Here is a 19,822-nt window from a genome sequence, read left to right on the forward strand (position 1 = left end):
CCATCCCCGACCTCGCTGCAAACGCCTGCCGACGGAAACGCTTGTTACCCTGCACGAGGGAGCCGCAGTCATGATAGTCCCAGGGTCCGGGTCGCAGTCGCTCGCGGCGTCGCTGGCCGCCGCCCTCGACGAGCCCCTGGCCCCCGTCGAGTTCGAGCGGTTCGCGGACGGCGAGCTCCTCGCCCGTGTGCCCGACTTCGAGGGGTCCCGTGCGGTGGTGGTGGCGAGCACGGACTCCAGCGACGCCCACGTCGAGTTGCTCCAGCTGCAGGACGCCGTCGCCGACCGGGCCGACGAGGTCGTGACGGTCGTCCCGTACATGGGCTACGGCCGACAGGACCAGCGGTTCCGCGAGGGCGAGCCGGTCTCGGCGCGGGCGATGGCACGGGCCATCTCCACGGGAACGGACCGCGTCCTCGTGGTCACCCCCCACGAGCCGGACGTCGGCGAGTTCTTCGACGTGCCGTTCGAGGCCGTCGACGCGTCGGCCCGCCTGGCCGAGCCGCTCCCCGACGACCTGCAGGAGCCGCTGTTCCTCGCGCCCGACGCGGGGGCCACCGACCTCGCGGCGACGGTCCGGGACGCCTACGGCGCCGGCGAGACCGACCACTTCGAGAAGCACCGCGACCGGGAGACCGGCGAGGTCGAGATGGAGCCGTCCGCGGTCGACGCCGCTGGCCGCGATGTGGTCCTCGTCGACGATATCATCGCCACCGGCGGAACGATGAGCGAGGCCATCGCACAGCTCCACGGCCACGCCGTCGGCCGCGTCTTCGTGACCTGCGTCCACCCGATGCTCGCGGCGAGCGCACGGACCCGGCTCGAACGGGCGGATATCGAGGCCGTCTACGGCACGGACACGCTGGAGCGAGCGTCGTCGTCTGTGAGCGTCGCCCCCGCAGTAGCCGAGCACCTCTGACCCGGCGCCGGCGCCCCGCTCCGGCCGCCACGGCAGCTATCCCCACGCAAAGACACGCGTTAAGTGGGTCCGGACCCAACGTTTTCCCATGAGCGAGGCCACCGATCTCGAGGAACTCGAACGCGGCACGGAACTCGTCAAGCGCGGGTTCGCGAAGATGCAGAAGGGCGGTGTCATCATGGACGTCGTCAACCGCGAGCAGGCCCGCATCGCCGAGGACGTGGGCGCAGTCGCCGTCATGAACCTCGAGGCGGTGCCCGCCGACATCCGCAAGCGCGGCGGCGTCGCGCGGATGGCCGACCCCGCCAGCCTGACGGAGATCATCGACGAGGTCTCCATCCCGGTCATGGGCAAGGCCCGTATCGGCCACACGAAGGAGGCCGAGATCCTCGAGGCCGCCGGCGCCGACATGGTCGACGAGTCCGAGGTGCTCACCCCGGCGGACAACGAGTACCACATCGAGAAGGAGGAGTTCACGGCCCCGTTCGTCTGTGGCGCCAGGAACCTGCAGGAGGCGCTGCGCCGCATCGACGAGGGCGCCGCGATGATCCGCACGAAGGGCGAGGCCGGCACCGGCGACGTCAACCAGGCCGTCACCCACCAGCGCGCCATCAAGTCCGCCATCCGCGAACTGGAGGGCACGACGAAGGAGGAGCGCGAGAAGTGGGCCCGCGAGCACGAGGCGCCCGCCGACCTCGTCCACCAGACCGCCGAGATGGGTCGGCTCCCGGTCGTCAACTTCGCGGCCGGCGGCATCGCCACGCCCGCCGACGCCGCGCTGATGATGCACCACGGCTGCGACGGCATCTTCGTCGGCTCGGGCATCTTCGGCGCCGAGAACCCCGAGGCGATGGGCCGGGCGGTCGTCGAGGCCGTCAACAACTGGGACGACCCCGAGCGCCTCGCCGAGATCGCCACCAACGTCGGCAAGGGCATGAAGGGCGATTCCAACGTCGACATGCCCGAGGAGGAGAAGCTGCAGGGCCGCGGCGTGTGACCGACACCGGCATCGTCCCTCCACGGTAGTACTGGCAGCCCGGGCGACGAACCCCACAAGACGTTTACTGCGGACGTTCATGCCGCCAGACGTGTCTCCGATACCTCGTCGGCGACTCCTCCTGACTGCCGGTGCCGGAGGCATCGGTGTTCTCAGCGCCGGATGCACCTCCACTGGAGGGTCCCCACCCACGGAGACCGGACGCCCCGACTCGGAACGTCGGGAGGACTTCCGATTCTCTAACGAGACGAACGCGGAGGTCACCCTTCGGATGTCCGTCACCGACGAGGAATCGGGAGAGTCGGTCATGGAACGCTCGTACGAGCTGGCACCCCGCTCCGAGAGGGAACACGCGGTAGAGGATACGATTCCGGAACTACGCGACCAGCTCTACGCCTACGATTTCAGCACGGACGCTGGACAGGAGGAAAGCTACGGGTACGCGCCATATCGGTCCACACAGCTGCGGGTGTACGTTCGGGCGACCGGAATAGAGGTCCGGGAGGTCGCATAGCGTCTCGCATACGCGCGCCGAAGGCGCTGGCAAGCGAGGACACCCGAGGCGGAAAGATGCTCGTTTCAGTGTCGATAGTTCGTCGGAATCGAACTCGATATATCCGTCAGGTCGACCGCGGCCTCGGTGTACTGCATCACCTTCTGCATGTCGCCCTCCAGCTCGAAGACGCCGGACATCATCCCGTCGACGGCGCCGATATCACCGTTGTTGAGGTCGATCCAGTCCGAGTAGGCGCCCCGGAGCACGAACCCGGCGTCGACCTCGTCGGGGTCGTCGACCTCCATCGCCCCGGTGGCCTCACCGTCCTCCAGCCCGATGAAGAAGTACCGCGTCTCGGGCAGGCGGTCGTCGGCCTCGATGACGTAGAGGAAGTCGCCGTTGAAGTCGACACCCCACCCCGCGCCCGTCTCGGCGTAGCTCTCGCTGGCGTTGACGCGCTCCTTGTACTCCTTCATCCACTCCTCGCTGGGGAAATCGAGCTCCTCCGTCATGTTCGACGGACCGCACGCGTGGTCCGTGATTAAAGGTTCGGCCCTTCATACGACGCATCATTTAATTCGGAGTCGGACCGAGCGCGCGCAGCGGGCGGTTCGAGCAGGGCAGGTCGGGTCGGTCGGAATCGCCGGAAACCGGCGGAGTAGCCGGTATAAACCGCCGGAGAGCACCCCCGCAACGCTTTATTAGGTTGGGTTTACAAACGCTTGTAGACAGACAGTGACGCACAGCAACGTGTTTGGCCGCGCCGGGGTCGGTGGGAATCCCGGGCGCGGAGCGGACGGCCGGGTGGTGCTCGCGCTCCTCGGGGGCCTCCTCGCGGGAGCGCTGGCCGTGCTGGTGGCAACGGGCGTCGTCTCCGCACCCGACGGGATGGAGGGAGTCCTGACGGCGGGGTCCGGAATGGCCATGAGCAGCGGGACGCAGAGTGCGACAGGTAACCGGAAGCGCCGCGCGACGGCGTACGCCGGACTGACCGGCGCGCTGGCAGGGGCCGTGACGACGTACTTCGTCTCGGCGCTCCACCTCCGGTACATGGGGACCATCCTCCAGAGCGGGTCACCGACCCGCGGGATGTTCCTCTTCGGCATCGTGGCGCTGGCGCTGACGGGCCTCTACACCGTCACCGGCGCGAAGTTCGTCGGCCGTGGCAGCGGGTTCGTCCGCCGGAGCGCGACGACGGGGCTCGCCTTCGGGGGCATCCTCGGCGGCCTGTTCAGCCTCTTCGTCGTGCCGGCGCTCATCGGGAGCACCCCGTCGAGTATCGACCCGGCACCGACCGGTGTCGTCCTCGGCTGGGCCGTCTTCGGCCTCGTGATGGGGACGACATACGCGAGCGTCCTCTCGGAGCAGCCGGTGCTCCCGGCGTACGTCCGCCGGAACGGGACCCGGGCCGTCGCGAGTTCGCTCGCCGGCGTCTACCTGGGTGGCCTCGCGCTCATCATCATCCGCCCGCCGCATCTCCGCTTCGTCGGCACCATCATCGCCAGTGGCACGCAACAGCGTGGGCTGATCTTCCTCCTTCTCGTCGGCCTGCTGCTGACGTTGACCATCTCGCGTGTGGCCGGCGTGCGGGCCGAGCAGGCGCCGTTCTCGACCGGCGTCTTCGCCGGCATCGGCATGACCGTCTTCGGCCTGTTCGTCGTGCCCGCGCTCGTCAGCGCCATCGGTGGCTGGCCGCTGCAGGTGCCCATCGGCTACTTCCCCATCGCCTTCGGCTACTTCCTGTTCGGGCTCGGAACGGCGGCCTCGTATGGCCTGCTCCGGCGCCGCGAGATCGACCTCGTCACCGATATCCGCAGCACCGCGACCCTGAAGGGACTCCTGGCCGGCGGCACCGTCGGCGGCGTGCTGCTCTACGTCCTCGCACTGCCGCATCTCCTCTGGTTGGGCACCATCCTCCGGTCGGGGTCCACCGGACGCGGGTTCCTCGCGTGGTTCATCGTCTGCCTGCCGCTCGCGGTCATCATCGCGGCGGTCCCGGGACGCCGGTTCGAAGCCGGAACGAGCAGCCTCGATGCCGGCACCACGGGCCTCATCTACGGCCTCGTGTACGCCATCGTCGCCGGCGCCGCGCTCGTGCCCACGGTCATCGATGGCGTGACACCGCTCCAGCCGTATCCCGCGCCGTACGTCGGTCTGGGACTGCTCGCGTACGTCGTGTTCGGCTTCGTGTTCGCCGCCGTCTACCGCGACAGCCTCCCGCTGGGTGAACCGCAGACCGACTTCGACGCCGTCGGTGCCGGCGTCGGCTCACGCCGCGCCCGCGCCTACCTGTTCGGCTCCACGTTCGGTGGCCTCGTCGGTGGGCTCACCATCTACCACCTCGGCGGCCCGGTGTACATGCGCTACATCGGCTCGCTGTTCAAGCTGGGCGGGAGCTTCGAGATGGCGTGGGTCGCGTGGTTCATCCTCTCGCTGGTGATGGGCGGCCTGTTCGTCGCGCTCCTGCGGAACAAGCTCGACGACTACGTCAACAGCCTCATCATGACGACCTCGCGGAACCGTGACCTGCGCCAGCTCCTCCAGCCCGCACTCAAGCAGGCCTCGGTCACCACCACCGCGACGGCGGTCGGCCTGGCCTACGGTGTCGCGCTCGCGGTCGTCCTCGGCGCGGTCGGCCTGCCGCTGCTGGTCGAGAACCTCACCGCGTTCTCGATGGGGCCCGCCCCGAACCTCGACGGGGGCACGCTGCTCGGGTTCGTCCTCTACGGCGGCTTCCTCGGTGCCGGCTACGGGCTCATGCTGGAGTTCTGAGACCGGCACGAACCCGGATTCCGTATCCCTCCGTATCCCTCCGAAGGTCCAGACCGATCTCTGCATTTCGACCAATAGGCGAGCTAGTCTCGGGACATCCCACGGGGACACGAGATTCAAGTACGAGACCGGGACCAGCGACCCCATGCCCTGACGAGTCGCTCCGGACCGCCGGCCCGGGCGGGGAGAACGCCACTTCCCGACCGGTTCGACCAGTGCGGTGCCCGGTCCGGAACCCTGTCGCACTGTGCTCGGAGCCCGCCCTCACGAGCACGCGACGCTGCGGCCGCACCGCCTGTTCGCTACTCGACCTCGATAGCGGCGCCCTCGTTCCGCGGTCGGGTGACCAGCACGTCGCCATCGCTCCCGACCGCGTCGAGCGCTGCGTGGGCCGCCCGGTCGGCGTCGTCGGCCCGGTCGGCGTCCGTGAGCGCGTACACGGCCGGCCCCCACGACGACTGGCCGACGCCCGCGACCGCCGGCGACTCGCGGAGTTCCTCGACCACTTGCCCGGCTGGCGGTCGGTAGACGCCACCCTGCTCGTCGGCGTACCAGGCCCCGTTGAGACGGCCGAACTCCGCGATGGCGTCGCCGAAGGCCCCCAGTCGTCCCTCGGCCGCCGCGGGGAGCAGCCGCCGGACCGTCAGCGCCGCGAGGTCGTCGGCCACCGACGGGTCCGCCGACTCCACGACCGCACGCATGCTGTCGTCCTCGTCGCTCCCGTGGCGCCCCTGTTCGGCGTCGGGGAGCGCGAGGACGACGCGCCACTCGGTCGGAAGCGTGTGCCGCGCCAGCACCGCCGGCACGGTCCAGTCGCCCTGCGCGGGCGGCCGGGTGGTGAACCGCTCGGTCGGATGGCCCGCGTCGACGACGAAGCCGCCACGCTCGAACGCGGCGACACCCACACCCGACCGGCCGCCCCGGCCCAGTTCCGGCGCCCGCTTCCGGGGCTGCACCGTCCGGTCGTGCGCCCGCGCGACGGCTGCCAGCGTCGCCAGCGCCGTCGCCGTCCCGCTTCCGAGGCCCGCGTGCCGCGGGAGCGTCGCCTCGACCGCCAGTTCGGCACCGGGAACGTCGAGCAGCTCGCAGGCCGTCGTCGCGTACGCCCGGACCTCGTCGGTATCGACCCCGTCACCGTTCGCACGACAGGTCACCGTCTCCGCCGGCGTCGCCGAGAGCCGAACCCGCGGCTCCGCGAGTGCCAGCCCGACTCCCCCGTAGAGGCGCTCGTGCGCCAGCGAGAGGTTGCCGAAGCCGACGTGGAGCCGTGCGCCGGTCGAGACGGTTGCCCGCATCGTCCGGGCGTGGGCGGCCCGCCGACAAGCGACTTTCGACCGTCCGACGTACGGGCAGAACTCGCCCCCTCTCGCGGAACTTAACCCCGTGCGCGACAATCGACCGGCATGAGCCAGCAACGCCCCCGCCGCACCGAGGACGACGACGCGGTCGGCCCCGACGACGAGAAACCGGAGAACCTGCGGTCACGCGAGGTGACCGAGGGCGCCGAGCGGGCGCCCCACCGCGCGATGTTCCGCGCGATGGGGTTCGACGACGAGGACCTCACCTCCCCGATGGTCGGCGTCGCCAACCCGGCCGCCGACATCACGCCCTGCAACGTCCACCTCGACGACGTGGCGCAGTCGGCGGTCGACGGCATCGACACCGCCGGCGGGATGCCCATCGAGTTCGGGACCATCACCATCTCGGACGCCATCTCGATGGGCACCGAGGGGATGAAGGCCTCGCTCATCAGCCGCGAGGTCATCGCGGACTCGGTCGAACTCGTCTCGTTCGGCGAGCGCATGGACGCCCTCGTCACCGTCGCGGGCTGTGACAAGAACCTCCCCGGGATGATGATGGCTGCCATCCGCACGGACCTGCCCAGCGTCTTCCTCTACGGCGGCTCCATCATGCCCGGCCAGCACGAGGGCCGCGACGTGACCATCGTCAACGTGTTCGAGGGGGTCGGCGCGTACGCCGAAGGCGACATGTCGGGCGAGGAACTGGACGACCTCGAACGGCACGCCTGCCCCGGCGCCGGGTCGTGTGGCGGGATGTACACCGCCAACACGATGGCCTCCATCAGCGAGGCGCTCGGCCTCGCGCCGCTGGGTTCGGCCTCGGCCCCGGCCGAGGATCAGGAGCGCTACGACGTGGCCGAGCGCGCCGGCGACCTCGTTCTGGAGTGTGTGCAGGAGGACCGCCGCCCCTCCGACATCCTCACGAAGGAGTCGTTCGAGAACGCCATCGCGCTCCAGACCGCCATCGGCGGCTCCACCAACGCCGTCCTCCACCTGCTCGCACTGGCTGCCGAGGCCGACGTCGACCTCGACATCGAGGACTTCGACCGCATCAGCCGGCAGACGCCGAAGATCGCTGACCTCTCGCCCGGCGGCACGCACGTGATGAACGACCTCCACGAGGTCGGCGGCGTCCCCGTGGTCGTCCGCCGTCTGCTCGACGCGGGCCTGTTCCACGGCGACCAGCAGACGGTCACGGGCCGCACCATCGCCGAGGAACTCGAGCAGCTGGACCTGCCCGACGACGAGGAGATCGACGCCGAGTTCCTCTACACGGTCGACGACCCCAAGTACCCGGAGGGTGCCATCAAGATACTCACGGGCAACCTCGCTCCCGACGGCGCCGTCCTGAAGGCGACCGGCCAGGACGAGTTCCACCACGAGGGGCCCGCCCGCATCTTCGAGGACGAGGAGGACGCGATGCGCTACGTCCAGGAGGGCCACATCGAGTCGGGCGATGTCATCGTCATCCGGAACGAGGGGCCCCGCGGCGGGCCCGGGATGCGCGAGATGCTCGGTGTCACGGCCGCCGTCGTCGGTGCCGGCCACGAGGACGACGTGGCGCTGCTGACGGACGGCCGCTTCTCCGGCGGAACCCGCGGCCCGATGATCGGCCACGTCGCCCCGGAGGCGTTCGTCGGGGGCCCCATCGCCGCGCTGGAGGACGGGGACGTGGTCACCGTCGATATCCCGGACCGCACCATCGAGGTCGACCTGACCGACGAGGAACTGGAGCAGCGGCTGGAGGACTGGGACCAGCCCGAACCGGCCTACGACAGCGGTGTCCTCGCGAAGTACGGCTTCGCCTTCGATTCGGCAGCGAACGGTGCCGTCACCAACCCCGGCGTCCGCGTGAGCGGCGCGAACGCGGGCTCGTCACGAGCGGAGCGAAGTGACGGCGTCCGGCGGTCGGACGACCGGTAGGCGGCCTCGTCGCGAGCGGAGCGACGTGACTGCATCCGGCGGTTCGGCGACTGCGCCGGCGCGATACGCGTCCTCCTTCTCACCGCAGGCTCGACCGCGAGATGGCCACCGTCGAGGCGAGCCACGCGCCCGACTCCTCACGTCCGGACTCGTAGATCCGGACCTCGCCCTCGTGCTCCCGGGACTCGTACCCCTCGTAGGCCGCCGCACCCGGCCCGACGGTCGGATAGCGCTCCATCTCGCCCGCACCCTCGCCGTCCCGTGAACTACTGGACATCTGTCTCGGACTCCCTGCACCGGGCCTCGACCCCGGCCTCGTTAAATGTTGCCACACCGCACGACGTACGTCAGACGCGGGGCTCGGCGCCCGAAAGAAGTGAGAAGGATCGGTTAGCCGCTCAGTGCTGGCGACGGGCGAGCAGTGCCGCCGCGACGAGCGCGACGAGAGTCGCCACGGCACCGAAGCCGGGCTGACCGTCGCTGGAGGTGCCGCCGTCGCCACCGTCACCACCGTCGCCGCCGTCACCGCCGCCCGCGGTGGGCGTCGGCGTCGGTGCCTCGAGCCCGAGGTAGTCGTACGCTCGCTCGGTCTCCATCTCGGGGAACGAGCGGTCGTACGAACCGGGCATGTGGACCGTGGTGTCCTCGTCGACCACGGAGAGCTCTCGGACGGCGCTCTCACTGGCGCCGGCCTCGACTGCACCCGTGACGTAGACGTACTGGTTCAGCGAGCCGCTCTCGTTGGACCGGCCGACGACCTGACTGACCGAGAGGTCGAGTCGGCCGGACTGCTGGAGCACGTCGCGGAACGCCGCCATGTCCTCGAACTTCGCGCCGGCCTCGAAGGTGACGTTCCCCTCGCTGACGCTGATGTCCGTTCGGGCCTTCTGGAAGCCAGCCTCGCGGAAGGCGCGGACGAACTGTCGGGCCTGCTCGGTGTCCTCGTCGGTCGCATTCTGGGTCTCCGTCGCGTTGAGGAACTGGTCGACGGCGGTGTCGACGAGGTCCTCCTGCTCGACGCTGAGCGACCCGTTCGCGACGATCTGGTCACCGGACGTATCGGCGGCCAGCGAGAACTCCTGGTTCGCGACCGGGATATCTCGACTCTCGAGTTCGCTCACGTAGGCCTGCCAGTTCTCCGTCCGGGACTGGGCCTGCAGCTCGATGACCGCCAGCGAGCTGGACTCCAGGGAGTGCGAGGCACTCAGCGAGTACGTCCGCGTCAGGTCGGCCGCCTGCTGGGCCTCGATCTGTGCGCGGAGGTCCTCGAGCTGTGCCGTCTGGACGGGAACCTCCTGCTCCGGCGGCGAGTAGGCCGCCGCCGCTTCGATGCCCGCCAGCAGAGCGTCGTTGTAGTTCTCGAGCTGGACGTCGAAGCTGCCCTCGACGGACTGGGCCTGCATCCGGTAGTCGGCCGCGATGCGCTCGATCTCCAGCTGCGTCACGTTCGCGGCGATGCCCGATGCGGCCTCGCGCGAGAGGTTGAACTGCTCGGAGTTGGCGAGGTAGGCCGCCGCCTGCCGTTCCAGCCCCTCGTCGACGCCCTCGTACTCGACCGTGTAGTCCACGTCGAGCCGGTAGACGCCACGCTGACTGGCGTTGGCGAAGGCGTAGGAGTTCAGCGTGACCGTGGCACTACCACCGAGCTGCTCGGCGACGCTCGCGTAGCGCTGTCGGATGGTCTGCCGGGCGCGCTCCTCGGTGTCCCACTGGTCCTTCGAGAACTCGCGGACGGTCTGGTTCTGGGCCGCGTTCAGCGTGTACGTGCCCTCACCCTCGACCAGCTCGAAGGAGGCCGACATCGGCTGCCCGAGCTGCGTCGACGTCTGGGCGTTCAGGCTCCCGGAGGCGTCGAACGAGTCCGGCGCGACCGTCGCCTGCAGCGACGTGTCGGCGGACTCGACGAGCCGCAGCGACGGGGCGCTCCGCGTGGCGACAGCCACCCGGCCGTCCGCGTCGAAGCGGTTGTTCTCCTGGGTCCGGACGGCGTCGACCGTGAGGCTCAGGTCCTCGATGGCCTGCGGGCGGACCGTCGTCAGCTCACCCTGGGCGGTCAGGGCACCGGGCTCGAGCACCGCCTGCGCCGACCCCGTCGCGTTCGGCGTCTCCTCGAGGTCGCTCACGATGAGCCCGTAGAAGATGCCCTGCCCGACGTGGAGCCCGTACTCGCCGTTCGTCAGTTCGGACTCCGTGCCGGTCTCCTGTTCGCTCTCGTCCTCGTAGTAGAGGATAGCGTCGCCGTTCTCCTTGACGTAGACCTCATCGGCGACGTCGAGTGTCTGATTGCCGGTACTGTCGTCGTCCTCCTGGAGGGACTGCTGGGCCGGGTCGTCCGCTGCCGCGACTGCAGCACCGGCACCCGCACCGATGGCCATACTCGAGACCATCAGCAGGGCGACCAGTGCAACAACCACCCGTCGCCAGTACCCCGCGGAGGGAGTTGCGTCATCCATTGTATTGTCACCTATCGACCCCGTGGTTACACGGCAGGTCCCCGGAGACGTGACAGCAGTCACGCGGGTAGGGAACGGGGACCGGCGTCCTCGATTTCGGACGCGTTCGTCCTGCGGTTCTAGCTGTCCCTACATAAACGTTCGTGGGACGGAATGACGATGAGGCCAGGTAACCGACTGACACGACAGCTACCGACCGCCGTCGCCAGGTTCCGGGACGGTGAGCGCCGGAAGGAGTATCCCTCGCTCCCCCCTAGCGACGGCCGATGGACCCGTTCTCGGTGGTCGCCGGGGAGGATGACGACGCGGGCGAGGAGCTGGCCGAAGGGGTGGGGTCGCTGTCGACAACGACGTTCCGGGCGTTCGTCGTGGCCCTCCTGCTCGCGCAGGCGGGCCTGTTCGCGGCGAGTCTGGGGCTCCTGCTGGGCTGGTTCCGGGCACAGTGGTTGCTGGGCGGCGCACTGTTCGCCGGCGGCATCGCGGCGCTGATGGCGACGGTCGGCATCGTCCGCTGGCACGGACGACGGGACCGACCGCAGGAGAACTGACCACCGTCCCGGTCAGGGCGCGAACCCCAGCCCGGTGGCGGCGACCGCCGAGACGACGAGCGCGACGACCAGCAGACAGAGGACGAAGAGGAGCGCCTTCTGGACGCGGTACATACGTTCACGGACGGACACCAGCAATAAGAGCCCTCGTGGCGTTCTCCGAACCAGAGAACGGTCCCGAAGGTGACTACTCCCCGACCTCGTACATCGGCCGCCGGGCCACGACATCGCGGTCGCGGAACCATTCGGCTCCGGTCGGGAGCGCCGCCGAGCAGCGGCCGCAGGCCAGCCCCGTGAGCCCGCGCTCGACGAACGCCGCTGCGGGCGCGAGACACCACGGACAGACGAGGTCGTCAGCCGGCGCGTCGGTCCCCGTCGCCGCCCCGTCCCGCCCATCCGACTGGCCGTCGTCCCCGTCCGGGTCGGCGCCAGGGCCATCGCTCGCCGAGCCCTCGTCGTCCGATTCGTCGCCGTCGCTGTCGGCGAAGGTGCCCAGCGTCGCCTGGTCGTCGGCCATCGGTGGAGGAGCGTCCGGCGGGTGCTTAACGCTCACGGAGCAGCTGCTCGTGGTGGTAGATGCCGCCGAGAACGGAGGTCGCCGCTTACTCGTCGTCGGTGGACTTCCGGCCCCGCTCCCAGACCCGGACGGGCTCGCCGGTCGGGGGTGTGTGGCTGATGTCCTTCAGAGTCGGCTTCTTGGCACTCATTGTGAGACACAGTAGCACGAGCCAGCTATTTGAGGGTTTGCTGGAACCACCTATGACACCTTATACTATACATATATTTCCATAATGGAGAGAATGATCCAACGCAATACAACATCTGACACTTATATTCGATATTCCAGTTTCGAATATACCATATGTCGATGTAGAACGGGCGTTCAGGCAGTGTGGGAATGGGCATGGTCAGCAGGTGACCTCCAGTGACGTTCCAGCCGCGAGGCGTCACCGACCCATTCCTGGATGGAGTAGCGACCGCCTACGATGGCCCGGCGGAGCCGCGACGGGCACGACCAGCACATCCGCTGAAACCGGGCATCGTGGCGGCAGCTACCGGCCGAGACCCGTGATGGCCACGCAGTTTATGCCTCGTGGACCCCTCGTCGGGGACGATGAACGGAAGACCCTCGCGAGGGCAGGCGACGATCGGGTTCGCGCTTATCGTCGGCATCGCCCTCATCGGGGTCGTGACCGTGGTGGCACTCGGCGCAACGGCCCTGACCGATATCCAGACCTCGTCGGGCACCGGTGCCGCCGAGCAGGCGATGACGCAGTTCGACTCCAAGACCTCCCAGGTCGCCCTCGGGGACTCGAACACCCAGACCGTCAGCGTCGGGCAGACCGCGGGCAGCTATCAGGTCGACCCGGACGCCGGCTACGTCCAGGTCGTCCACCAGAACTTCGACGGGGTCAACAACGGCCCTGGCGACCCCAACGACCACGTCATCTACGAGACGAAACTGGGGACCGTCAGCTACGAGCGCGGTGACACGGCCGTCGCCTACCAGTCCGGCGGCGTCTGGAAGAAGACCGGCGACGGTCAGAGCCGGATGGTCTCCCCGCCGGAGTTCCACTATCGCGGCTCGACGCTCACCTTCCCCATCGTCCGCGTGAACCAGGACAGCAACTCCGTACAGAGCGGCGGCGGCGCCGTCGACCTCCGGGTTTCGCAGTCCGGCGAGCCGGTCGATATCTTCCCCGACAGGAACTCGGGCTACCCCGACACCGACAGTGACGGTGACGGGTTCGTCGATGCCGACAACCCCGGCGACGACGACGACGACGGCGACGGCGGCGCCTACGTCAATCCCTCCGAGGACGGAACGGTCGTCGTCTACATCGAGAGCGAGTACTACAAGGCGTGGGCCGAGTACTTCGAGGACCGGACCGACGGGGCCATCCAGACCAGCGACACCGGCGGCGCGCTCATCAACGCGAACCCCGATCCGGCTGGCGATGGGAACGACGGCCAAGTCGTCGCTGTCGAACTCGTCAGTACCGGACAGACGGGCACGTTCGCGATGCCCGGTGAGGGCTCCTCGCTCGGCGTCTCCGGGGTCAGCGACCACTCGATGACGGACTTCGAGATCACCGTCGCCCCCGACACGAATGATCAGGCGAGCTTCAACAACCTCCAGTGGTCGATGTACGTCGACGACGGCGGCAAGGAGTTCGAGATGCACCTCCGGTCGGACGGGGGGGGCTCGTGTTCGAACCAGGAGTTCACGCTGGTCATCTTCTACTCCCCGGCGGGTACCGACGACTACCACGGCTGGAAACAGGAGAACATGGACTCGTTCAAGCAGTGCTCCGACCTCGACGGCGACGGTGACGACGAAATCCGCCTCAACCCGCACTTCGTCGACGACGAGGATGACGACGGCAAACCCCGCGAGCCGGGCGATGCCAGCGAGAACGACTTCAACCTCACCTACACCTCGCTCAGCAGCAACGACCTGATCCACTTCGGAGTGGGCGGGTCGAGCGACCGGGACCTGATCGCGTCACCGACGTTCGACCAGCACGCCAGTGGGGTGGGCTGGGAATCCATCACGTACGACGCCGACACGAGCGACGACACCAACCCGAGCGAGGAGACCACCGACGGCCTCGTCAACCACTACTTCTCGCTGCTGGGGCCGGGGTTCGACCTGGTCGTCGACGACAAGAGTGGCAGTTCCGTCCAGGAGAGCGATTCGGCAGGGAACATCGAGTACGCCGGGGGTGACGAGTTCATCACCTTCATCCACATCTCGAAGAACGACGTCGAGGTCACGATCGACTGAGCAGGGGGCCGGCAGCCACGAGTGCGGGACTGACGATGTACCGCGTCCACTTCCTTATCGGTAGATGACGTCGATGCGCGTCGCCGTGGAGTAGACGTTCTCGGCGGCGAGGCTGCACTCGACGGTCTCGGTACCGCCGACGTCGATGATATCGCACGCGCTGGAGGACCCGGCGCGTGCATCGAAGTTGCCGCCGGCCTCGGCGACCTGCTCCTCGATGTAGTCGTGCCAAATCTCGTTGCGATCCGGCGAGGATTGGATACGGACCGTGACGTTGTACTCCGTGCCGGTGGTCCCGTCAGGGTTGTCGTCGCGGGGATTGGCGAACACGCTGGTGTCGACATCTCCGGGGTCGTCCTCGGCGATGGTGACCTCCCGGATGGCCAGCAGGGTCCGCACGAGGACCGTCCGCTGGCTCCCCGTGCTCTCCGGACCCACGTTCCGCGTCTCGATGACGGGCAGGATGAGCGTTTTCTCGTCGTCCGCGGTGCCGGCGGTGTCGTCGGGCCCCTCGTCGAGCGTCAGCAGGAACGGCGGGTTCTTGTCCATCACGGTGCCGCTCCGGTCCTCCCGGAACAGCGCCCCGTTCGCGTAGACGAGGTCGGTCCCGCCGTCGGCGGAGTAGACGATGGGCTGGTACTCGATGACGGAGACGTTCCCCCCCATCTTGTTCCGTATCGTGATGTTGACCCGGACGCGGTCGCCGAACTCCATCTGCGCGTCGGAGACCTTGATCTCGGTCGCCCGGCTCGGCGCCGCCTGCCGGTGGATGTCCCCGATGTTGTCCGCGAGCACGTCGAACGCGCGCTCGGCGTTGTTCACCTGCTCGGACGAGCGGGTGTTCTCCAGCCCGCCGATACCGGAGACGTACACCAGCGCGACCGTCGCGGCGATGAGCGAGAAGACCAGGGCGAAGCTGATGACCTCGCTCACGCCACGGTCGGCGGCGGTCCGCCCGGCAGCACCGGACTCGCAGCGGGCTCCGAACCGTTCAGACATTGCTCACCACCAGCGTGTTGTCGGTATCGTCGGCCGGGTCGTTCTCCTCGAACGCCACCTGGATATCACCCCCGTCGACGCTGGTCGCCTCGAGCCCGTTCGAGATGAACTGCGTCTGGACATCGACGCGGACCGTCACCTCTGGCTCGGCCGAGGTCAACAGGAGATGCGTCTCTCCACTCGTCACCACCTCCACCGTGTAGGCCGACCCGGTCACCCGGTCCGGGAGGTTGCGCTGGACCCGGATGTTCGACGCGTCCGTGCCGACGAGCCGGTCCGCCGAGGCGATGTCGGCGGCGATCTGGTGACCGATGACCGTCAGCTCCGAGCGGGTGCTGGTGACGCGCTGGTCCTGCAGGAACCCGCCGCCGGCGATGAGCAGCCCCGAGATGAGCAGCGCCGAGATGCCGAGCGAGAGGGTGTAACCGACGGTCGTCGAGACGGCCCGGTCGTCGAACTCACGCATCGTGGTCCACCCCCACCGCGCTCACGGCTCGTTCGGCGCCACCGTCACGGTCGATTCGTAGCTCATGGAGTCCGACTGGTAGTCCAGCGAGACGGTGGCGTCGTAGAGGGCCGGCTCGATGTAGGGGCTCTCCGTGCTGTACGGTGAGGTGTGTGCGGATGGGTCCGGGTGGGACTGGTAGAAGTCGTCGAACGTGGGGTCGGACAGGCCGAGCAGGCTCACGTCCAGCAGGTCCAGAGCGTCGTAATCGTCGTCGAACGTGTCGGTCGGTTCGTCCACGACCAGTTCGTAGTCGCCACCGATCTGGTCGCCCTCGACGAAAATCAGCTGGTACGGGTCCGAGATTCTCGACTGGAAGGCGAACACGTCGCTGCAGGCGCCATCGGCACCTTCTACCCGCCCGTTGGAGACATCGACCGTGAATGTACTGTCGACATTCTCGATTGTGCAGGTACGCGTCACTCCCGTGTCGTAGTTCCGAGACGTCACCCTCACGTCGTCCGGGTCGTCGTCTGACGGATAGATGGCGAAGGAGTAGTCGATGTCGCCGTCGTCGCCGACATCGTAGACAGCGGTGAACGGGGCGCCGTCGAGCGACAGGGAGTCCACCAGTTCTAGGTTCGTGCCGCCATCGAGACGCAGGTCCGCTAGGTAGTCGCCCACCACCCCCACCTCGAGTTGCAGCAGTGAACCTCCTTCGTTCCCCAGCTGGTCGTGGTCGACGGTCATACTGAAATCTCGGACCCTGGAGGAGCCAGGGGTAACACTCCAGTAGTCGACAACGAGATCGCCGGTGAGACTCGACAGAAGGTCGATTTCCAGTACCGCGTCCGACTCGTTCGGCTCGAACGTTCCACCGTCGTCCTGCGTGATGCGCGTCCCACGCGTGTACGGGTCGGTATCCACCACGCTCACATCCACGTACTGCCCCTCGCGAGCGCTGTCGCGGACGGTCCAGTCCGACCAGTTGTCGATGGCGTCGTCGAAGTTGCTCTCCAGATCCGTATACGACGTGTGCGAGTCGAGGTCGTGATGGAGATGTTCCATCGCGACGCCGGCACCCTGTGCGGCCTCCCGTTCCAGCGTCACGATCTGACCGCTCTCCTGCTGGTTCGCGCGGGTCGCGAGGTTCTCCGCGTAGATGGAGGCGTTCAGCACCAGTGCGATACCCACGAGAACGATCGCGAGCGACAGCGCTCCGACGAGGATGAGCTGCCCGTTCTCCCGTCGCTCGCGAACGTCCCACATAGCTGGTTCGTGCTGAGATTGCACTTCGAGCCGATATGCCTTTCGGCCGTACTGGCGATAACCGGCGGTTCATAACGGGCACGCCCCGCTGGTGTCGGTATCGCCGTCGGCGTCGTGGGTCACCGTCCGGGTACGCTCGGCCATCCCGTCGGTGACGGTCACGGCCAGGTCATAGGTGTTGCCACCACCGTCGGTCTCCGAGACGGAGAGGAGCCCACCGGCCGACTCGCCCCCGATACTGGTGTCCTCGGCGGTGTCCACGACGGTGCCGCCGTCGACCAGTTCGAGGGTGACCTTGCTCAGGTCGCCGTTCGGATCCTCGACGGTCCAGTCGACGGTGAACGACGCGTCCCCGTCGGTGGCGGAGTTGTCGGTCACGTCGAGCGAGGCGACCAGCGGCGTATCCAGGGAGTCACCGGCCTGTTCGGGCATGACCTGTACCGTCGCGTCGGTCGTGGCCTGGTGGCTCCGGTAGCGCAGGTCGACCGTCCCGGCGTAGATGGCGGGCACGCTGTACGGGTCGTCACCGACCGTGTCGGCGTACGTGGTCCCGCTGCAGGCGGCGCCGTAGTTCACGTGGTCGACCTGCTCGTCGAGGGATTCCTCGGAGGCGGACGGCCCGTCGAGCCGGTCGACGACGAGCCGGTAGGTCCCCAGCGCCAGGTCGCCGTTGGTGACGTTCACCTCGTACGTGCCGCTCGTCTCGGCCACCGGACCGAGCGCATCGCAGTACGCGCCGTCGACGGTCGGTCGCCCGGTCAGCGAGACGGTGGCGGCCCCGCCCTCGGCGTCGCACTCGCGGACGGCACCGGAGCCGACCTCGCTGACCGCGACCCGAACAGTCGAGTCGTCGCTGTCCTCGTAGACGGCCACCTCGTGGGCCGTCCCCGTCGCGGCCGTCAGCGTCACCTCGAACGCGTCACCGGTTCCGCCCGTCAGTTGGGTGGTGACCTCGCTCGTCGAGTCCGACGCCGTCGGGTCGGCCGTCAGCTCGAACGCCCGGACGTGGGCCGATGCGACCATCGTCCAGTCGCCGGTGGTCGTCGTCGCGTCCCGGGGCGTGAAGTCGGTGCTCGCGTCGGCGTCGACCACCTGCGTGCCCGGACGGCTCCCGTCGGTCGTCAGCTGGATGGCCTCGCCGTCGAGCGACCGACGGTTGGCGAGCTGGTCGGCCAGTGTCTCGACCCGGGGCTGGTAACGGCTGTCCCTGAGCGTGTCGAACGACTCGCCGGCACCGTCCTGGTTCGTGCTTCCGATGGCGTCTCCGACCCCATCGGCGACCGTGCTACGGAACTCCTGGATGTCGGCGCTTGCGCCGCCGCTCTGCCGCGTCGCGAGGTTCTCGGCGAAGATCGAGCCGTTCAGCACCAGCGCGATGCCGATGAATATCATCGCGAGCACGATGCCACCGAGGAGGAGCAACTGGCCTCGGGCGGAATCCCGTCGGCCGGACCGCGCCGTCACATCCGCCACGCGACCACCTCGACGCGTACCACGTTGTACAGTCCGTCCGAGTCCGGGAGGTCGGGCGCGTAGAAGTCGCTCTTCGTCCAGTCGTTCCCGTCGCTGGGGTCGCCGTCGTCGAGGCACCGGCTTTCGTCGGTCGTCTCGTCCTCGTTCAGCATGCAGTCGCTGTCGTACAGCGTCACCGTCCGCGAGGCACTGATGGCGTTGTCGCTCGGCCGCCCCCGGTAGACCATCCGCTGGGTCACCCACGACCCGCTGCCGCTCTGGTAGGAGACGTAGACGTTGTACGCGATGGCGCGACCGCCGTACGCCATCGAGAGCGCCTCGCCGAACTCGTTGTCCGGTGGCCCGTTCGTGTAGTAGACGCCGGGGGCGCCGTAGAAATTGAACTCGTCGTCGCCGTCCTTGTCGCCCCAGAACAGCACCGAGTCCTTCAGATGGCCGTTCTCCGCGGAGACCGCCAGCACGCCGTCGGCGACGGACTGCATCTGGTTCTCGATATGCTGGCTGGACGTACTGGCGGATAGCGGCGTTACGGCCGTCACCTGCAGGGCGAACGTCAGGCTCGACAGCAGCAGGATGGCCGCCACGACGCCTTCCAGCGTGTGGGCCTGCCCGCGGTCCCGGCTCATCCCAGTACCTCCAGTGAACGCACGATGGCTGACGGTTCGGGGCGACTGTACAAGTACCTCATCACCACACCCGTACGTAGACGGTCGCCCGGATACCGTCGATTGTCACGATGCGACGGGCCACGACGACCGACCCGGAGTCCTCGGGTGGGTCCCCACCAGCCACGAACGGGATATCCTGGTCGGCGCCACTCACGTCGCACGGCCCTCCGACCGGGCCGTTGGCATCGACCAGCGGGTCGATGACCTCGGCGTCCGAGGTGGAGCGATTGTTGGCGTCCAGACACAGCAGTTTCGTGACGCTATCGGAGTTGTTGTCCGCCCGGATCTCGACCTGTAGCCCGGGCGACAGCGCCCGGTCGATGTTGCCGCCGTCGCCGATTCCGGCGACACCGAGACGTTCGTGCAGATACGTCGGTTCGAAGTTGCAGCTCCCGTCCCAGAACGACTTGGTGGTAACGTCGTCGTACGACTGGAGGCTCTCGTAGTTCGACGAATCGAGATTTCCCGGCCAGAAGAACGCCATCGTACACGCCTTGTCAAGCACGTACGGCTCGCTGGGGTCGACGAGCGTCCCCTCGACGAGCTGGCTTGCCACGCGGTTCGCGATGATGGTGTCCTCCGTGCCACTGTCGGCGAACGGCTGGACGAGGTTCGGCGTGAACGAGATGACGAACGCGACCGAGATGAGAAAGAGGCTCATCCCGACCGCGAAATCGAGCGTCGTCTGCCCGCGGCTCCGCCCATCACCGTCGCTGGGACCGGGCGTGTCTCCGCGCGCGTCGAACGTGGGGGGTTTGGCCTGCATGCTGG

General features: G+C 68.2%; 19 protein-coding genes. 7 read left to right on the top strand and 12 right to left on the bottom strand.

Translation table 11 applies throughout. The features are described 5' to 3' along the window. Window positions 1-70: 70 nt before the first annotated feature. The 3 genes from prs to NL114_RS05085 all read left to right on the top strand — a co-directional run bounded on the left by prs (window position 71) and on the right by NL114_RS05085 (window position 2,430). Window positions 71-919 carry a ribose-phosphate diphosphokinase gene (gene prs, locus NL114_RS05075; protein WP_254823710.1) on the top strand — a complete coding sequence of 283 codons (849 nt, stop codon included), beginning with the start codon at window positions 71-73 and terminating at the stop codon, window positions 917-919. Window positions 920-1,007: 88 nt separating this feature from the next. Continuing rightward, window positions 1,008-1,916, top strand: a complete 909-nt coding sequence (pdxS, locus tag NL114_RS05080; protein ID WP_254823711.1) for a pyridoxal 5'-phosphate synthase lyase subunit PdxS — start codon at window positions 1,008-1,010, stop codon at window positions 1,914-1,916. Between the two features lie 271 nt (window positions 1,917-2,187). Next, window positions 2,188-2,430, top strand: a complete 243-nt coding sequence (locus NL114_RS05085) for a hypothetical protein (RefSeq protein WP_254823712.1) — start codon at window positions 2,188-2,190, stop codon at window positions 2,428-2,430. A 65-nt stretch (window positions 2,431-2,495) separates the two neighbouring features. Here NL114_RS05085 and NL114_RS05090 read toward each other — a convergent pair whose 3' ends face one another. Continuing rightward, window positions 2,496-2,924, bottom strand: coding sequence for an SCP2 sterol-binding domain-containing protein (locus NL114_RS05090; protein WP_254823713.1), 429 nt, complete (start codon window positions 2,922-2,924; stop codon window positions 2,496-2,498). Between the two features lie 238 nt (window positions 2,925-3,162). Here NL114_RS05090 and NL114_RS05095 point away from each other — a divergent pair, with 238 nt between their 5' ends. After that, on the top strand, window positions 3,163-5,184 hold the full coding sequence (locus NL114_RS05095; RefSeq protein WP_254823714.1) for a hypothetical protein: 2,022 nt from the start codon (window positions 3,163-3,165) through the stop codon (window positions 5,182-5,184). 302 nt (window positions 5,185-5,486) lie between these two features. Here NL114_RS05095 and NL114_RS05100 read toward each other — a convergent pair whose 3' ends face one another. After that, window positions 5,487-6,479, bottom strand: a complete 993-nt coding sequence (locus NL114_RS05100; RefSeq protein ID WP_254823715.1) for a beta-ribofuranosylaminobenzene 5'-phosphate synthase family protein — start codon at window positions 6,477-6,479, stop codon at window positions 5,487-5,489. Window positions 6,480-6,587: 108 nt separating this feature from the next. On the opposite strand from NL114_RS05100, the gene ilvD reads away from it, so the two are divergent. After that, a complete protein-coding gene (ilvD, locus tag NL114_RS05105) occupies window positions 6,588-8,408 on the top strand; it encodes a dihydroxy-acid dehydratase (protein ID WP_254823716.1) in 1,821 nt (606 codons plus the stop codon). Window positions 8,409-8,487: 79 nt separating this feature from the next. Here the strand turns inward: ilvD and NL114_RS05110 are convergent, their stop codons facing one another. Both NL114_RS05110 and NL114_RS05115 read right to left on the bottom strand, forming a co-directional pair. Further along, the gene (locus tag NL114_RS05110) at window positions 8,488-8,685 is read right to left on the bottom strand and encodes a hypothetical protein (protein ID WP_254823717.1); all 198 of its coding nucleotides are present in this window, start codon (window positions 8,683-8,685) and stop codon (window positions 8,488-8,490) included. A 121-nt stretch (window positions 8,686-8,806) separates the two neighbouring features. Beyond that, complete coding sequence (locus NL114_RS05115) at window positions 8,807-10,861, bottom strand: PGF-CTERM sorting domain-containing protein (RefSeq protein WP_254823718.1); 2,055 nt, start codon at window positions 10,859-10,861, stop codon at window positions 8,807-8,809. 266 nt (window positions 10,862-11,127) lie between these two features. Between NL114_RS05115 and NL114_RS05120 the strand changes: the two genes are divergently transcribed. Further along, the gene (locus NL114_RS05120; protein WP_254823719.1) at window positions 11,128-11,409 is read left to right on the top strand and encodes a DUF7322 domain-containing protein; all 282 of its coding nucleotides are present in this window, start codon (window positions 11,128-11,130) and stop codon (window positions 11,407-11,409) included. A 187-nt stretch (window positions 11,410-11,596) separates the two neighbouring features. Here NL114_RS05120 and NL114_RS05125 read toward each other — a convergent pair whose 3' ends face one another. Further along, entirely contained in the window at window positions 11,597-11,926 is a 330-nt protein-coding gene (locus NL114_RS05125; RefSeq protein WP_254823720.1) for a hypothetical protein, read from the bottom strand. A gap of 85 nt (window positions 11,927-12,011) precedes the next feature. Next, the gene (locus tag NL114_RS21865; protein ID WP_491536941.1) at window positions 12,012-12,116 is read right to left on the bottom strand and encodes a DUF7989 family protein; all 105 of its coding nucleotides are present in this window, start codon (window positions 12,114-12,116) and stop codon (window positions 12,012-12,014) included. Between the two features lie 407 nt (window positions 12,117-12,523). Between NL114_RS21865 and NL114_RS05130 the strand changes: the two genes are divergently transcribed. Beyond that, window positions 12,524-14,197, top strand: coding sequence for a DUF7289 family protein (locus NL114_RS05130; protein ID WP_254823721.1), 1,674 nt, complete (start codon window positions 12,524-12,526; stop codon window positions 14,195-14,197). Window positions 14,198-14,251: 54 nt separating this feature from the next. Here NL114_RS05130 and NL114_RS05135 read toward each other — a convergent pair whose 3' ends face one another. The 6 genes from NL114_RS05135 to NL114_RS05160 all read right to left on the bottom strand — a co-directional run bounded on the left by NL114_RS05135 (window position 14,252) and on the right by NL114_RS05160 (window position 19,817). Then, entirely contained in the window at window positions 14,252-15,196 is a 945-nt protein-coding gene (locus NL114_RS05135; protein ID WP_254823722.1) for a DUF7289 family protein, read from the bottom strand. Then, entirely contained in the window at window positions 15,189-15,662 is a 474-nt protein-coding gene (locus NL114_RS05140) for a DUF7266 family protein (protein ID WP_254823723.1), read from the bottom strand. Before NL114_RS05140 ends, NL114_RS05135 begins: the two co-directional genes overlap by 8 nt. A 21-nt stretch (window positions 15,663-15,683) precedes the next feature. Further along, window positions 15,684-16,910 carry a DUF7261 family protein gene (locus NL114_RS05145; RefSeq protein WP_254823724.1) on the bottom strand — a complete coding sequence of 409 codons (1,227 nt, stop codon included), beginning with the start codon at window positions 16,908-16,910 and terminating at the stop codon, window positions 15,684-15,686. A gap of 69 nt (window positions 16,911-16,979) precedes the next feature. Beyond that, window positions 16,980-18,383, bottom strand: a complete 1,404-nt coding sequence (locus NL114_RS05150) for a DUF7261 family protein (protein ID WP_254823725.1) — start codon at window positions 18,381-18,383, stop codon at window positions 16,980-16,982. Continuing rightward, window positions 18,371-19,009 carry a DUF7288 family protein gene (locus NL114_RS05155; protein WP_254823726.1) on the bottom strand — a complete coding sequence of 213 codons (639 nt, stop codon included), beginning with the start codon at window positions 19,007-19,009 and terminating at the stop codon, window positions 18,371-18,373. The genes NL114_RS05150 and NL114_RS05155 overlap by 13 nt, the downstream gene beginning before the upstream one ends. A 61-nt stretch (window positions 19,010-19,070) precedes the next feature. Further along, window positions 19,071-19,817 carry a DUF7287 family protein gene (locus NL114_RS05160; RefSeq protein WP_254823727.1) on the bottom strand — a complete coding sequence of 249 codons (747 nt, stop codon included), beginning with the start codon at window positions 19,815-19,817 and terminating at the stop codon, window positions 19,071-19,073. Window positions 19,818-19,822: the final 5 nt, after the last annotated feature.

The organism is Haloglomus halophilum (genome assembly GCF_024298885.1).
Lineage (GTDB): Archaea > Halobacteriota > Halobacteria > Halobacteriales > Haloarculaceae > Haloglomus > Haloglomus halophilum.